Here is a 15,273-nt window from a genome sequence, read left to right on the forward strand (position 1 = left end):
CCGGTCACCAACCGGAGGAACCGTCTTCTGCGCCGAAATCGCCACCGCCGAAATCGCCGCCGCCGAAATCGCAGTAGCCGGGACCGGTGAACGACGGCGAGATTCCGTGGTGGTGGGCGTCGATCCACACGGCGGAAACCAGGACGTACAGCACCAGCAGCACTACCGCGATCGAACCGCCGATCCAGAGCGAGACCTGCCCCAGCCGGCGAACCCGGTTGGACGCATGCCGCGCCCCGTCACGATCGCCGTCGGACCACCGCGGATGCACCTCGAACGCGTGGGTGAAGGCCGCGAACGACAACGGCCAGAAGAAGAGCAGTGCGACGACCGCCCACCCCGCGTGGGCGGGAGGGCGCCGCTCGACCGGGGCCCCCGCGTCGCTGCAGGAACGACTCTCATCCCCTGAATCCGACATATCAGTCATCCGCCGAGCCTAGCGGCGAGACGGCCGGACGTCGACGAAATCTGGAACACGTTCCACTTGCTGTGTCATACTCGCCGCCATGTCAGCGACACCGATCGAGACCGCCACGATCACCCGAACCACCACCGCGCAGGAGTTGCTGGACCTGGCACGCCAGTCCCCCGCCGCGGTAGCGGCGCACGACAAGAACGCCTGGCTGGGGCTGTTCGCGGACCGGCACGTGGTCGAGGATCCCGTCGGCGGTCGGCCCGTACTCGGCGGGCTGTACGACCGACGCAGCCATGTCCGGGGCGGCGATCCCCTGTCCCGATTCTGGGACACGTTCATCGCACCGAACGACATTCGCTTCCACGTGGAGAACGAGGACATCGTCAGCGGACTCGACGTCGTCCGCGACGTCACCATCGAGACTCGACTCGGCGGCGGCGTCGTGGCGAAGGCGCCGATGCACCTCGTGTACGAGACCACTCTCGACGAGGGTGCTCCCCGAATTCGGCGGATCGCCGCGCACTGGGAGGTCGCGCCGATGTTCGCCCAAGTGGCCGGCGTCGATCGCGCGAAACTTGCTGTCGCGGCGAGCATGAGCGTCCGCATGCTCCGGCTCCAGGGCGTGGGCGGGTCACTCGCCTTCGGTCTCGCGGTCCGCAGCGTGGGCGAACGTGGGAAGCGGTCGGTCCGGCGTCTCGTCGCGGACGCCCGGCGCGGCGACGAGGCTGCCCTCGAGCGGCTCGGTGGACATGCGGTCGACAGCCTCACGAAGGTCATCGCGGCCGGCGACACCGTCACCGCGACCTGCACGGTCGACGGCGAGCACGCCGTGCTGTTCTGCTACCTCGACCGGAAGACGATGCAGGTGGCGAGGGCGGTCGTGTGCCGCTAGCCTCCGAACCGGTTACATACCGCCCAAGACCTCCATCATGTTGATCACCGCCGGACCCAGGATCACGATGAAGATGGTCGGCAGGATGCAGGTCATCAACGGAAACAGCACCTTCACCGGAACCTTCATCGCCTTCTCCTCAGCACTCTGACGGCGTTTCAGACGCATCTCCGAGGCCTGGGTCCGCAGGACCTCGGCGATGGCCACGCCGTACTCGTCGGCTTGGATAACGGCCCGAAGGAACCTCCGCAAGTTGGGTGCTTTCGTTCTGGCGGCAAGATCCAGGTACGCGATTCGCCTCGACTGCCCCATCTGTATGTCCTGCAATGTCCGGATGAATTCCTCGGCCAGCGGCCCCTTTCCGTTCTTCGCGGCCCGCTGCATGGCGGCTTCGAACCCCAGGCCCGCCTCGACTGCGATCGTCATCTGGTCGAGGGTGTCGGCAAGCGCCAGTTCGATCTCGGCTTGGCGCTCCTGCCCCCTGCTCTGCAGGAGAAGTTCCGGGACGAAATACGCCAGCGCGACGGCGGCCGCAGCGAACAGCACCCGGCCGACGCCAGGCGACGCACCCACCGCGAGAAGGCCGAGCAGGGCGGCGGCCGCGGCGAGAACGATCTTCGCCATCGCGGCCCGTTCCGGAACCCACGCCGCTGGACGACCGGCAAGGATGTGCAGTCGTTCCAAGCGGGCCATCGTCCCGGGCGGCGACAGCAGCTTCACGAATCGGCCGAGCGAAAGCGGTGGCGCGCCTCCCGACTCCGGAATCGGCAGCGCCAGCTGCGACTGGAGGTTCTGAAGGGCGGGTCCGCGTTCCGGATCTCGGGCGCCGGCCGTCAACCACACCAGAACACCCAACGCCCCGCCGACGGACAGCGCCGCCACGAGCACCAGCGGTGGAATCACAACACCTCCCAGTTCCCGAGCACTAGAACTTGACCGAGACAACCTTGTTCATCCACAGCCCACCGACGGTCAGCATGACGAGCCCCACCGCGATCATCACGTAGCCGATGGCGCTACCCGTCAACTTCGACAGGTAGTCCGGATTCGAGACGAGCAGAAATGCGGTGAGACCGAAGGGCAGCGCCATCAGCACGTAGGCGGACAGTTTCCCCTCGGCAGCAAGGGCTTTCACCTGCCGTCGAATCTGATTTCGCTCTCGAATGGTGTTGCCGACCTGGTCGAGGACTTCCGCGAGGTCGCCTCCGACCTCACGGTTGATGGCGATCGCCTGAGCTATCCAGTTGAAATCGTCACTTCGCATCCGCCGGGCCACGTCGTCGAGAGACTCGTTGAGATCACGTCCCACCCGAGTCTCGTTGACGATCCGAGCGAACTCCTCCGAAGTCGGCACCTCCGCCTCCCGGGAAAGGGAATCGAGCGCTCGGAGCATGCTGTGCCCGGCTCGGAGATTGCTGGCCAGCAGCTGCAGGGAATCGTCGAGCTGATCAGCGAACGCGGCCCGACGCCTACCGGCCATCACACGGAGATAGATTCTCGACAATCCCACTGTGATCGCCGCGAGCAAGAGCGCCGCCACGATGCCCGAAGCCAGGAGACCGATCGCCGCAGCGGTGATCGCCGCAGCACCGACCAGGGCGATGAAGTCACCTGGACGAAGCTTAAGCCCCGCCTCCTGTAGCGCCTGGGTGCGGGCAGCGATGCGTCCGCGTCTCCTCAGGTTCTGATCGATCCACTGCACCAGCCGTTCCGCGAATCGGGACAGCATCGAGTCCCGTCCGTCCTGCCGCCCACGACGTGCTGCCGAAATCCTCGCGGGCCCTCTACCGGCGACCGCCAGCACGCCTCCCGCAAGCGCCGAGTAGCACGCTAGGAGCCCGATCACCAGCCCCGTCGAAGACGTGAAGAAACCGTCGACGGTCCCGGCGACGACGCTCGGCGTCGGCGCCACACCGGGCAATGTCACCGGGAACGGATCGCTCACTCGGCCGGCTGCGCCGCTGCGCACGCTCGCCACCACCTGGGTATCGCCGTTCGCTTCCGATCGGTATCGGACGACGTACAGGTTTCCGAGCGCGCGAGCGGCCGACTGGTAGATCGCACCCAGCGCCGCCGTATCACCCGCAGACGCGTACTGACCGCGCGACTCCCGCGCAACCTGCTGCAGGAGAGCAGAGTTCGTCTCGGGTGTCGACATCTGCACGGCGTACAGCGACGCGCGCGAACGGCTCAGGACGGACGGGAGTTCCGACATCGAGTGTGCACTCGACGTGTCGGCGCCGTCCGTCAACAGAAGCAGGATGTTGTTGGCCGCTTCGCCGCGCTCGAGCATCTCGGCGGCGGTCACCACCGAATCTGCGATCGCGCTGTTGCCGCCCGCCTTCAGTCCGTCGATCCTGCGGAGCAGGTCCTCGGAGTCCGTCGTCAGTTCCGAGAGCACCTGTGGCGTCGACGAGATCGCGACGATTCCGATGTGGGCGCCGGTCGGCGCCTGCCGCACGAAATCCGAAGCGGCGCGCTTCACGTCGTCCAGCGCCGGACCCGACATGCCCCCGGACACATCGATTGCGAGCACGATGTCCTGCTCGGAACCCGGCTGCTGCCTGACCTCGATCTCCCGCGGCACGCCGCCCTCGGTGAGCGCGAACGTTCCCGGATCGATCGCCTGCCCTTCGATACCGGGCGGCGCGAGGATGGACACCTCGATGTCGGGAAACCGGGTCGTGTCGACCGCCGAGACCTGGACAGCCTCGGTCTCGGCCGCCGCGGCTACGGCGGGAATTCCCAGAACACCCGCGCCGAGGGCGAGCACGACGGCCACCACGAACCGGCTCATACCCGCCCCCGGGAGGGCTCTCCCACCCCGAAAACACTCGGCGACAAAGAAATACCGAGATCTCGGAACTTGTCGGTGAACCGCGGCCGCACTCCCGTCGGCTGCGGTCTGCCGAGGAATCGCCCGCGCGCGTCGACGCCGGCGCTGTAGTCGAACAGGAAGGCATCCTGCAGGGTGACGATCTCACCCTCCATGCCCTGGACCTCGGTCACGTGCGTCACCCGCCGAGTGCCGTCACGTAATCGAGTGAGCTGCACGATCACGTCGACCGCCGAAGCGATCTGCTCCCGGATCGCCCGCAACGGCAGGTCCATGCCCGCCATCAACACGAGCGTCTCCAAGCGCGCGATGGCATCACGGGGCGAATTGGCATGCACCGTCGACAGCGACCCGTCGTGACCGGTGTTCATCGCTTGCAGCATGTCGAGACTTTCGCCTCCGCGGCACTCCCCCACCACGATGCGGTCAGGGCGCATACGCAGCGAGTTCCGCACCAGGTCGCGGATGGTGACGGCGCCCTTGCCCTCGATGTTCGGCGGTCGGCTCTCCAACCGTACGACGTGGTCCTGCTGGAGTTGCAGTTCCACGGCGTCCTCGATGGTGACGATCCGCTCCCCTTCCGGAATGAACGACGAGAGCACGTTGAGCAGCGTCGTCTTCCCCGTGCCCGTGCCGCCCGAGACGATGACGTTGAGTCGCGCCTGCACACACGCGTCGAGCAGTTCGGCCATCTCGTGCGAGAGAGTGCCGAAGGCGATGAGATCGTCGACCTGGAACGGATCTTTCGAGAACTTTCGAATGGTGAGCGAGGAGCCGTTGAATGCGAGCGGTGGGATCACCGCGTTGACACGGGAGCCGTCCGCCAAGCGTGCATCCACGAGCGGAGACGATTCGTCGATCCGTCGACCGACGGCGGAAACGATGCGCTCGATCACGCGACGCAGGTGCGCCTCGTCCGCGAATCGCGCGGAGCTGCGAACGAGGGTGCCGTCCCGCTCGACGTAGACCATGTCATGGCTGTTGACCATGATCTCGGTGACCGACGGGTCCTCTAGTAGCCGCTGGAGCGGTCCGTGCCCCAGTACCTCGTCGGCGACCTCACGGAGCAGGCGCTGCCGTTCGTCGAAGGTGAGTGGCGTCGTCTCCTGCTCCACGATCTCGGCCAGTTCCTCACGGACCAGGAGATGCAGTTGCTCCTCGCTCAACGAGGAGTCGTTGAAGCGGGTGCCGATCCGGGTGTACAGGGCCGCACTCGCACGGTCCTTCAGTTCGGCGAGAGCGTCGGCCGGTGGGATGGACGTCTTCGCCTTCGCCTGCTTCCCCGGCGGGATCGGCGCGGCGGCTTCGACGGGTGCGGCTCCGCGCACGGCTTCGAGCCGTTGGGACAGTCTCATTTCGCACCCACCGCCTCGGCCGCCCGATGCCGCGCGCGTCCACCCTTGGCGGTATCGGGAGCGGGATCGATACGGCCGACGAGTCGCCACAATTCTTTCGCAGTGCGATCCCGACCCGGGTTCTGAAGCAGTGGAACGCCCCGGTTCGTCGAGAGGGCAACGGCTTTCGACCGCTTGATCACGATATCGGCGGGAACCCCGATGGTGTTCTGGATGTCCTGGACCGTCAGCCCCTCGCGTCGATCCGCGAAGTTGAGCACGACATGCCGCACGACCGGACCCAGATTCAGCTCCGTCAGCAATTGCAGTTCCTTGTGCATCCCGCGGACGCTGGGCACGTCCATACCCGACACCAACACGACGTCGGTAGCAAGGTCGAGCGCCGCCAGGGTGTGTTCGAGCAAACCGGGCGCGGTGTCGACGACCACGTACCGGAATTCGGCCGCCAACTGCGTCAACAGAGTGCTCACCTGCTCGCCGGTGATGCTGTCGCCCGCCGCGGGCGAGTCCGACCCACACAGCGCATGCAGTCCGGTGGAATGGGGCGTCAGGACGGTCTTGAGGACGATCATGTCCTGGCTGGCCGGGCCCGCGACCGCGTCGGTCAGGCAATGTTCCGGAACCAACTGGAGAGCACTGGCAACGTCCCCGAACTGCACGTCGAGGTCCACCAACACCGTGGAGTGAGGCGCTGCCGCCGCGAGTCCGACCGCAAGATTCGTCGCAACGGTGGTCTTTCCGGTTCCGCCTTTCGGCGACGCGACCACGATGACCTTCCCCTGAACCGCATGCTGCTCTGCCGGTGCACTCGCCCCCTGACGTCGCGCCAGCGCGGCCTGGCCTGCTCGATCGAGTACCGCACGAACGTCCGCGATCTCCGCCTCCGGCGACATCACGTCCCGCACGCCGGCGCGCATCGCCCTCAACCACACGTCGGTGCCCGCATCACTGGCCAGAACCACCGTGGTGCCGGGCGTCGAATGATCGATCCGGCCGGCGAGGGACAGGCCCTCCACTTCCGGCACGTCCGGACCGAGAACGAGAACTTCGGGTTGCACGGTCACGCCGAGCCCGACCAACTGCGCCGGCCCTCGGGGAACCGGCTGCGCCGGCAACACCAGAAGGTTGCCGTCCGCGGCGTGGTACACGCGGCGGGTGAAATCGTCGCGATCGGTCAGCAGGACGATGCGGCTCATCGGAACACTCCTTCCGGGGAGACCACGGATGCCCCGGCCTCGTTCGAACTCAGCGGCTCATTGGAAAGCCAGATGGTCCCGTGCTCCGCGGCGAAAACGACACGCTCCGCCATCGGCACGTCGACCGCCAGCGAGACGAGAAAGGCCTCGGTGGGAGCAGGGCTCGGCGACGAGTCGACCGCGGCCGAATCCCCTTCGTCGGCGTTGGAGAACGTTCCCTGGACCCGCGTGACTCGCACTTTCTGCAATCTCAGATGTGTTTCGTAATTCTTGACAGGCGGAGAGAAGGACATGAAGACGCCCACGGTATCGCCTGACGCGATGTGGCCTCCCAGTGCGCGTTGCGGCTCGAGAAGAACCGTCACCTCCTGCATCCCCTCGGGGATTCCTCCCTGGTCCTGACTTCGGGCCGTCGCCGGGTCGGCGAATCGCGCCGAGACCAGTTGTTCGCCAGGCAGGAGGTCGGTCAGCGCGACCTTGCCGGACAGTTGGTCGAGACTGGTCACCCGTTCGGGTAGCACCGCCATTTCCGGAAGTTTCTTGACCACAACCATTCCCACGAGCGAATCGGCGGGAGTGTTCTTCGGAATCGTCTGATTGGCGACGAGCACATCGACGGTGCGTGTACCCGCCAGGGCGCGGGCATCGGCCCCGCGTACATACGAGATCAGGGCGAGGGTTCCCGCGACCGCGAGAACGATCGCACAGATCGCAGCAATGATTCGGGTTCTCAAAACGGGCTCCTAATCGAGCAAGCTGATCGTACTCACGCCGAAATCGATCCCTCCCGGCGTCAGATCCGAATCGAGGCTGACAATTTTCACGAAGGTGCCGATGATGCCGCGGCAGCTGCCGGTGCAACTCAGCGCCCCGTGAACATCGTTGTTCCAGTTGAACTCCGGGTTGCCGCTCAGCCGGTAGCCCTGAATCTTGAAGGCAGCCAAACCGACGACGTGAAACCATCCACCACTTCCGGTTCCACCTGCGACGTCGTAGATCGGGACCCGGACGACGGCATTCTGAAACTGCTTGATGGTGTCCTTGCACGGCCCCGGAATGTTGTTACCGGTGTCGCCCGGTGTTGCATAGACGGCCGCGTCGATCTTCGCTGGGCAGCGACCGTTCGCCCCCTGTAGCCAGCCGAAATTGCCCGGTGCCGCGTTTCCCGTGACCCCGTTGCAGCGCGTCGCCGTCACGTTGTAGGCGACGAGGATCTTCACGTCCAGACTGCGGGATTCGTCGAAATGGCACTTGTGGAACGTGAGCGGGAGTTCCGCGGTCCCCCCGAGGGGAAACACGCAGCTTGCAGTCGCAGACGCCGAGATCTCGCTGCGGTCGACTCCGAGGACCGGTGCGAACACGTTTCTCCGGCCGGCGAGGCCGTCGTCACCCACCGCCGACGCAGTGACCGTCACCTTCCGCTTCACACCGTCGATCACCGCCGCACTGGCGGCCGACGAGCTGTTGACGTTCGCTTGGACAAGGCTCGACACGGATGAGGCGGAAGATCCTGCCTTGCAATCGGATTCCTGGGCTACGGCGAGCGCAGCCGCATCGGCCCCGTTCTGCAACTGACGTTTGACGACATAGTTCGCACCGATGTCGACCGAGATCGCAGCACACCCAAGAAGCACGACCATGAGGATCGCGACGAGCACGGCGACGACCCCGCGCTCGTCATTCGACATGCGAGACGTCACCCACCGCATCGCATGACCCCCGTGCCGGTGAGCGTCGGCTTACCGGGAAAGAGTCCCGTCAGGTACTCGAGGGGATAGCTGACCGTGAGCGTCACGGTACTTCCGCTCGGACACGACGTTGCCGAGCAGCCCTGCGTGCCCGAAGTGCTGATGCAGATCTCCGCATCGGTGATCGCCGGACTGAACACACCCGCGCCCTTCACGGCGGCACGCGCCGCCGCCGGATCCTTCTTGATCGCCATCGTCCGTGCGCCCTCGCGGGCAGCAGCGCTGACCGCGTTCTGGACGTTGTAACCCCGACCGAACTCCACAATGCCGAGGACCAGTGTGATCAGGATCGGAACGACGAGAGCGAATTCGACTGCAGCAGCACCAGAATCAGAACCAAAACGGCGCATGCCCATGCCCCTAACAGTTCCAAGACGTCGGCGGCCCCGAAAGCGGGGCCGCCGACATCGTTCGGGCCGACGTGAGCGCGATTACGTGCCCGACGCCGCGGGCTTCGAGAAGCTGAACCCGTTGAACAGACCGGTGATCTTGTCGCCGAAGGCGAAGACCGCAACAATGATCACCATCGCGATGCCGGCGACCATCAGTCCGTACTCGACGGCGGTGGCGCCGCGGTCTTCACGGGTCAGACGGTCCTTGACGTCTAAGCCCATGAGGTACAGGTTCGCGAAGAAGAGGTTCATGAGAGCTCCTGATTTGGTAGGGGAGAGGATCTCTGTGTGGACTTTCGAGCTGTGTGAAGCAGATCACCTTTCCAGGTAATCTGATCGGCAACTGTAGGGCCTGGATCGGGAACTGGACACTCTTCAAGATCACGGTTTCATCACGATCATCGGGGCTAGTGAAACACTCCGAACTGGTCTACGATTCAACAAGTCTTCAGTGAGATCGACTGCGCCCCAACAACAGTTTTCGAGCCGGCACGTCGATCCCCCCGATTTGCACCCCGAGGATCACGAGCGCGATCACCGAAAGAGAGCACAAACTGACAGTCAAAGGTGATCAAAAGTGATCGTCGCAGCAGGCATCGGCGCCGCAGTCCTGGGTATCCTCGCCGGGGCATTCGCAAACAGTGCGATCGACCGCGTGCGCCTGGAGACCGCGTGCGCCGAGTCGAAGGCGACCCCCACCAACTCAACCCCGCCGTCCCCCTCCCCTGCGTCCGCGGTAGCCGCCCGGATCGCGATGATCGACACCATCACGCGACGACACGACATCAGTGCCCGCCGCGTGCTCGTCGAACTCGCAACTGCCCTCCTGTTCGTCGCGATCACTCTCCGTCTCGCCGCTCTCGATCTTCTCCCGGCAGCACCGGCCTATCTCTGGTTCGCCGTCGTCGGGATCGCCCTCGCCGTCATCGACATCGATTGCAAACGGCTGCCGAACTTCCTCGTCGTACCGTCGTACCCGATCGTATTCGCCTGCCTGGCAGTGGGTTCCGTCGTCACGGGCGACTGGTCGGCCCTGCTGCGCGCCGCGATCGGTGCCGCCGTCCTGTTCGGGTTCTACTTCGTACTCGCCCTGATCTATCCGGCCGGCATGGGGTTCGGCGACGTCAAACTTGCCGGCGTCATCGGCGCCGTCCTCGCCTACCTGTCGTACGGCACACTGCTCGTCGGGGCGTTTCTCGCGTTCCTGGTGGCCGCACTCGTCGGCCTGATCATCCTGGTCACCCGTCGCGGACGAATCGGGACCACGATTCCCTTCGGGCCGTACATGATTGCGGCGGCCGTCGTTGCGATCCTGGCGGCCGATCCGCTGGCGCGCGCGTATCTGGACTGGGCCGCCGCGGCCTGACCGGATTCAGTCGAGCAGGATCGTCGCGAACGTCGCAACCTGGGTGAAGCCCACCGTCGCGTACGTGCGACGCGCACGCTCGTTGTAGGCGTTGACGTAGAGGCTGGGAACTCGGCCGCGCGCGGCCACGGCGGCCGCCACTGCCGCGGTGCCTGCCGCACCGATCCCCTCGCCGCGGCGTGCCGGGTCCACCCACACCCCCTGGATCTGCCCCACCGAGGCGGACATCGAACCAACCTCCGCCTTGTACACCACCTCGCCGTTCTCGAACCGGGCCCACGCGCGGCCGGAGGCGATCAGGTTCGCGACCCGACGCCGGTAGTTGCGCCCACCGTCGTTGGCCCGTGGATCGATGCCCACCTCCTCGATGAACATCGCAATCGCGGCAGGCAAGTACGACTCGAGCTCGTCCATGCGCACCTGGCGCACCCGTGGATCGGGGCGCACCGCCGAGTCCCCGTGCAGCACGAGCAGTGGCTGATCCGAACGGATCTCACGCGCCGCACCCCATTCGGATTCGAGCATCTCCCACAGCGGCAGCGCCAGCGACGCCCGCCCGACGATCGACGAGCACATGCGCGGGAACCGGGTGGCCCGGTCGGCGAACGACCTCAGGTCGTCGGTGTCTCCGAGCAGCGGCACCAGGTTGGCTCCCGCGAAACACAACGACTCGGTGGGTCCGCCGCGGCTCCACATCTCCCCCTGGAGTGCCCGCGGATCGAGTCCGGACTGCTGCACCCGCGCCGCGACCATGCAGGCCGCGACGGGGTCGGCTTCGAGGACACGCAACACCTGGGCGGTGTCCCGACCGCCCAGCTGTCTCGCTCCGAGAAGCTTGAGCACTGACGCACCCCCTTGTGCAGTGGGACCGCTCGGCATGAGAACTGTCAGCGTGGAACTGTCAGTGCCGGATCTGGAACCCACATTGCCATGAACATGCGCCGGGGCGGAAGGATTTCAGCCGACGGTGACCACCGGCGCGCCGCCGGCCTCCCCGCCTTCCATCTCCTCCGCGATCCGCATCGCTTCCTCGATCAGCGTCTCGACGATCTGTGCCTCGGGGACGGTCTTGATGACCTTGCCCTTGACGAAGATCTGGCCCTTGCCGTTGCCGGACGCGACACCCAGATCCGCCTCGCGGGCCTCGCCGGGACCGTTGACGACACAACCCATGACGGCGACGCGGAGCGGGACCTCCATGCCCTCGAGCCCGGCGGTGACCTCGTTCGCCAGCGTGTAGACGTCGACCTGGGCACGCCCGCACGACGGGCACGAGACGATCTCGAGCTTGCGCGGGCGCAGGTTCAGCGACTGCAGGATCTGCGTGCCGACCTTGATCTCCTCTGCCGGCGGCGCCGACAGCGACACCCGAATCGTGTCGCCGATGCCCTCCGAGAGCAGCGACCCGAACGCGACCGCCGACTTGATCGTGCCCTGGAACGCCGGGCCGGCCTCGGTCACACCGAGGTGCAGCGGGTAGTCGCACTGCGCGGCCAGCTGGCGGTAGGCCTCCACCATGATCACCGGGTCGTTGTGCTTGACCGAGATCTTGATGTCGCCGAAGCCGTGCTCCTCGAACAGGCTCGCCTCCCACAACGCCGATTCGACGAGCGCCTCCGGGGTGGCCTTGCCGTACTTCTGCATCAACCGAGGATCGAGCGAGCCGGCGTTGACGCCGATGCGGATCGGGATGCCCGCGTCGCCGGCCGCCTTCGCGACCTCCTTGACGCGTCCGTCGAACTCCTTGATGTTGCCCGGGTTGACACGGACAGCAGCGCAGCCCGCGTCGATCGCCGCGAAGATGTACCGCGGCTGGAAGTGGATGTCCGCGATGACCGGGATCTGGCTCTTCTTCGCGATCGCCGCGAGCGCGTCGGCGTCTTCCTGGCGCGGGCACGCGACGCGGACGATGTCGCAACCCGACGCCGTGAGCTCGGCGATCTGCTGCAACGTCGCATTGATGTCGTGGGTCTTGGTGGTGCACATCGACTGCACCGACACGGGGTGGTCGCTGCCGACCCCCACGTTGCCCACCATGAGCTGGCGGGTCTTGCGTCGCGGTGCGAGGACCGGAATATCGCTGGGAGCTCCGGGCATGCCCAAACCGACGGGGCTGGTCACGTTTCGCCTTCTTTCGTTGGTACGGGGCAAGTCTATCGTTCGGACATATCCGAACGCCGGGTCACGGGAACAGCTGGATCGGGTTGACGATGTCGGCGGTCAGCGTCAACAGCATGTATGCGCCGCCGATCACCACGACGACGTAGGTGATCGGCATGAGCTTCATGTAGTCGACGGGCCCGCCGGCCGCGAGGCCGCGCATCTTCCGGATCGAGTTGCGGATCTTCTCGTAGATCGTCACCGCGATGTGCCCGCCGTCGAGCGGAAGCAGCGGAAGCAGGTTGAACACGCCCAGGAAGAAGTTCAGGCTCGCGAGCAGCCCGACGAACACCTCCCACAACCCGCGTTCGGCGACCTGACCGCCGATGACGGACGCCCCGACCACGCTGATAGGGGTGTCGATGTCGCGCTCGCCGCCGGTCACGGCGGTCCACAGGTCTGCCACCTTGGACGGCAACTGCGTCAGCGCGTGCACCGTCTGCACGAAGAGGTCACCGGTGTACTCGACCGACGCGGGCACGGCCCCCAGCAGCGAGTACTTCACGATCCCGGGCGGCGCCTGGATGCCGATCGCGCCCACCTCGCGGGAGACCGGAGGCCTGGGATTCTCGGTGGTCGACGCCGGATCGTTGACGTACCGCTGGACCTGTTGGATCGGGACCGCGATCGTGAGGGTCTGCCCGTCGCGCTCGACGGTGAAGTCCGCGGTGCCGCTCAGCGGCTGGGTCTTGCGGACCAGGTCGGTGAACGTCGGGGTGGACTCGCCGTTCACCGCGGTGATCACGTCGCCGGCCCGGATCCCCGCCAGCGCGGCCGGGCCGTCACCCTCGCACTTCGCCAGTTCGTAGCTGCCGTCTTCTCCGGCCTGTGTCGGCGATACACAGACGGTGTTCCCGACCACTGCACGGTTGTCGGAGCTGGGCAGACCCCACCCCACGGCGAGCACGATGATCAACACGAACCCGAGCAGGAAGTTCATCGCGATGCCGCCCGACATCACGACGATCCGCTTCCACGCCTTCTGCTTGTACATCGCGCGGTCGACCTCGTCGGGCGCGAGTTCGTCCACGGCCGTCATCCCGGCGATGTCGCAGAAACCACCGGCCGGGATCGCCTTGAGTCCGTACTCGGTCTCGCCGCGACGGAACGAGAAGATCTTGGGGCCGAAGCCGATGTAGTAGCGCCGGACCTTCATGCCGAGTGCCTTGGCGGTCCACATGTGCCCGGCCTCGTGCAGCGCGATGGAGGCGCCGATACCGAGGGCGAAGAGCAGCACTCCGATAGCGAAGACCATGCGGTTCTAGCCCTCCTGCTTCACGAACTCGCGCGCGCGAGCCCGGGCCCACCCGTCGGCGGCCAGTACGTCGTCCACGGTAGCGGGCGGCGCGGCCCATTCGCCGCCTGCCGCGAGGACGCGCTCGACGGTCTCGACGATCGCCGGGAACCTCAGGGTGCCGTCGAGGAACGCCTCGGCGGCGATCTCGTTGGCGGCGTTGTAGACCGCGGTCATACACCCGCCTGCCGTACCGGCGTGCCGGGCCAGATCGATCGCCGGGAAGACCGCGGAGTCCACCGGTTCGAACGTCCACGTCGAGGCGGTCCGGAAGTCGCACGGCGCCGCAGCACCGGGGACCCGGTCCGGCCAGCCGAGTGCCAGCGCGATCGGCAGTTTCATGTCCGGCGGGCTCGCCTGCGCGAGCGTCGACCCGTCCGTGAACGTCACCATGGAGTGGACGATCGACTGCGGATGCACCGTGACGTCGATGCGGTCGTAGCCGATCCCGAACAGCAGGTGGGTCTCGATCAGCTCGAGCCCCTTGTTCACCAGTGACGCCGAGTTGAGCGTGTTCATCGGGCCCATCGACCACGTCGGGTGCGCCCCTGCCTGCTCGGGGGTGACGTCCTCGAGCGCCGCCGCGGTCCAGCCCCGGAACGGGCCACCCGACGCGGTGAGGATCAACCGGTCCACCTCCTCGGCGCGACCGCCCCGCAGACACTGGGCGAGCGCGGAGTGCTCCGAGTCGACGGGAACGATCTGTCCGGGCGCGGCTGCCGCCGTCACGAGCGGACCGCCCGCGACGAGCGACTCCTTGTTAGCGAGGGCCAGGCGTGCGCCCGACTCCAGTGCCGCGAGCGTCGGCTCGAGGCCGAGCGACCCGACGAGCGCATTGAGCACGACGTCCGCCTCGGTGGTGCGGACCAGCTCGGTCACCGCGTCCGGGCCCGACAGCACGCCGGGCACGTCCAACCGGGCTGCCGCCGCGGGATCCGCCACCGCCACTCGCGTCACACCGGTGTCGGCGATCTGGCGGGCGAGCAGGTCGATGTTCCCACCGCCGGCCGCGAGTCCCACCACCTCGAACTTGTCAGGGTTGGCGGCGATGACCTCGAGGGCCTGGGTGCCGATGGAACCGGTGCTGCCGAGCAGCAGTACACGAGTCGGTTGGGTGTCAGCCACGGATCCATTGTTCCTGACCGAAGCTGAGAGAAGCACACAGGATTGCACTTCGTACCGCCGACCGTATTCGCGACACCGCCGGGACCCAGGTTCGTACGACGCGCGGTCGTATGCCACGATAAGCGGCGATAGCGCATTCGTAAGATCAGGAGGATCGAGCCGTGGTCGGTACCCAGTTGGACCCCACTTCCAACGACCCCGTCGTCGCCGCGCACGTCGACACCGCCGAGGTTCCCTCGGCCGCTTGGGGATGGAGTGGCGAGGCCCCGCGACTGTTCCGTTTCGCCGGCTGGTTCTTCGCCGCGTTCCTGCTGCTGATGATGATCGGCAACCACCACGGCAAGGTCGAGGACCTGTTCCTCATCGGCTTCGCCGGTGCCATCGTCTTCGTTCTGGTTCGCGACATCATCCTGCGGCGCAAGCCGCGGTAGTCGAACACCGCAGAGACAACGTCGAAGGCCCGCACTCCTCGGAGTGCGGGCCTTCGACGTCTA

16 protein-coding genes are annotated in these 15,273 nt (G+C 66.4%); 3 read left to right on the forward strand and 13 right to left on the reverse strand.

Features of this window, described 5'->3' with window-relative positions:
* Positions 1-4: 4 nt before the first annotated feature.
* The gene (locus A6I89_RS17890; RefSeq protein WP_087576493.1) at positions 5-427 is read right to left on the reverse strand and encodes a CD225/dispanin family protein; all 423 of its coding nucleotides are present in this window, start codon (positions 425-427) and stop codon (positions 5-7) included.
* Positions 428-506: 79 nt separating this feature from the next.
* Between A6I89_RS17890 and A6I89_RS17895 the strand changes: the two genes are divergently transcribed.
* A complete protein-coding gene (locus A6I89_RS17895) occupies positions 507-1,307 on the forward strand; it encodes a nuclear transport factor 2 family protein (RefSeq protein ID WP_022595308.1) in 801 nt (266 codons plus the stop codon).
* 12 nt (positions 1,308-1,319) lie between these two features.
* Here the strand turns inward: A6I89_RS17895 and A6I89_RS17900 are convergent, their stop codons facing one another.
* The 8 genes from A6I89_RS17900 to A6I89_RS17935 all read right to left on the reverse strand — a co-directional run bounded on the left by A6I89_RS17900 (position 1,320) and on the right by A6I89_RS17935 (position 9,086).
* Entirely contained in the window at positions 1,320-2,210 is an 891-nt protein-coding gene (locus A6I89_RS17900; RefSeq protein ID WP_022595306.1) for a type II secretion system F family protein, read from the reverse strand.
* Positions 2,211-2,232: 22 nt separating this feature from the next.
* Positions 2,233-4,104, reverse strand: coding sequence for a type II secretion system F family protein (locus tag A6I89_RS17905; RefSeq protein ID WP_022595304.1), 1,872 nt, complete (start codon positions 4,102-4,104; stop codon positions 2,233-2,235).
* Positions 4,101-5,498 carry a TadA family conjugal transfer-associated ATPase gene (locus tag A6I89_RS17910; protein ID WP_022595302.1) on the reverse strand — a complete coding sequence of 466 codons (1,398 nt, stop codon included), beginning with the start codon at positions 5,496-5,498 and terminating at the stop codon, positions 4,101-4,103. Before A6I89_RS17910 ends, A6I89_RS17905 begins: the two co-directional genes overlap by 4 nt.
* Complete coding sequence (locus A6I89_RS17915; protein ID WP_022595301.1) at positions 5,495-6,694, reverse strand: CpaE/TadZ family protein; 1,200 nt, start codon at positions 6,692-6,694, stop codon at positions 5,495-5,497. The genes A6I89_RS17910 and A6I89_RS17915 overlap by 4 nt, the downstream gene beginning before the upstream one ends.
* On the reverse strand, positions 6,691-7,428 hold the full coding sequence (gene cpaB / locus A6I89_RS17920; RefSeq protein ID WP_022595299.1) for a Flp pilus assembly protein CpaB: 738 nt from the start codon (positions 7,426-7,428) through the stop codon (positions 6,691-6,693). Before cpaB ends, A6I89_RS17915 begins: the two co-directional genes overlap by 4 nt.
* Before the next feature lie 9 nt (positions 7,429-7,437).
* Positions 7,438-8,382, reverse strand: a complete 945-nt coding sequence (locus A6I89_RS17925) for a pilus assembly protein TadG-related protein (protein WP_022595297.1) — start codon at positions 8,380-8,382, stop codon at positions 7,438-7,440.
* A gap of 8 nt (positions 8,383-8,390) precedes the next feature.
* Positions 8,391-8,798, reverse strand: coding sequence for a TadE/TadG family type IV pilus assembly protein (locus A6I89_RS17930; RefSeq protein ID WP_022595295.1), 408 nt, complete (start codon positions 8,796-8,798; stop codon positions 8,391-8,393).
* A 75-nt stretch (positions 8,799-8,873) separates the two neighbouring features.
* The gene (locus tag A6I89_RS17935) at positions 8,874-9,086 is read right to left on the reverse strand and encodes a Flp family type IVb pilin (protein WP_022595293.1); all 213 of its coding nucleotides are present in this window, start codon (positions 9,084-9,086) and stop codon (positions 8,874-8,876) included.
* A gap of 325 nt (positions 9,087-9,411) precedes the next feature.
* Between A6I89_RS17935 and A6I89_RS17940 the strand changes: the two genes are divergently transcribed.
* A complete protein-coding gene (locus tag A6I89_RS17940) occupies positions 9,412-10,200 on the forward strand; it encodes a prepilin peptidase (RefSeq protein ID WP_022595291.1) in 789 nt (262 codons plus the stop codon).
* Between the two features lie 6 nt (positions 10,201-10,206).
* Here the strand turns inward: A6I89_RS17940 and A6I89_RS17945 are convergent, their stop codons facing one another.
* The 4 genes from A6I89_RS17945 to dxr all read right to left on the reverse strand — a co-directional run bounded on the left by A6I89_RS17945 (position 10,207) and on the right by dxr (position 14,779).
* Positions 10,207-11,043 (reverse strand): GNAT family N-acetyltransferase, encoded by an 837-nt coding sequence (locus tag A6I89_RS17945; protein ID WP_005513901.1) that lies wholly within the window; start codon positions 11,041-11,043, stop codon positions 10,207-10,209.
* A 114-nt stretch (positions 11,044-11,157) separates the two neighbouring features.
* Positions 11,158-12,321: a flavodoxin-dependent (E)-4-hydroxy-3-methylbut-2-enyl-diphosphate synthase gene (gene ispG / locus A6I89_RS17950; protein WP_005513902.1), complete on the reverse strand. Its 1,164-nt coding sequence runs from the start codon at positions 12,319-12,321 to the stop codon at positions 11,158-11,160.
* Positions 12,322-12,382: 61 nt separating this feature from the next.
* Positions 12,383-13,615 (reverse strand): M50 family metallopeptidase, encoded by a 1,233-nt coding sequence (locus A6I89_RS17955; RefSeq protein ID WP_013415683.1) that lies wholly within the window; start codon positions 13,613-13,615, stop codon positions 12,383-12,385.
* 6 nt (positions 13,616-13,621) lie between these two features.
* Positions 13,622-14,779: a 1-deoxy-D-xylulose-5-phosphate reductoisomerase gene (gene dxr, locus A6I89_RS17960; RefSeq protein WP_005513904.1), complete on the reverse strand. Its 1,158-nt coding sequence runs from the start codon at positions 14,777-14,779 to the stop codon at positions 13,622-13,624.
* Between the two features lie 161 nt (positions 14,780-14,940).
* Between dxr and A6I89_RS17965 the strand changes: the two genes are divergently transcribed.
* Positions 14,941-15,210 carry a DUF2631 domain-containing protein gene (locus tag A6I89_RS17965; RefSeq protein ID WP_005513905.1) on the forward strand — a complete coding sequence of 90 codons (270 nt, stop codon included), beginning with the start codon at positions 14,941-14,943 and terminating at the stop codon, positions 15,208-15,210.
* Positions 15,211-15,273 lie beyond the last annotated feature (63 nt).

The organism is Prescottella equi, assembly GCF_002094305.1.
Classification (GTDB): domain Bacteria; phylum Actinomycetota; class Actinomycetes; order Mycobacteriales; family Mycobacteriaceae; genus Prescottella; species Prescottella equi.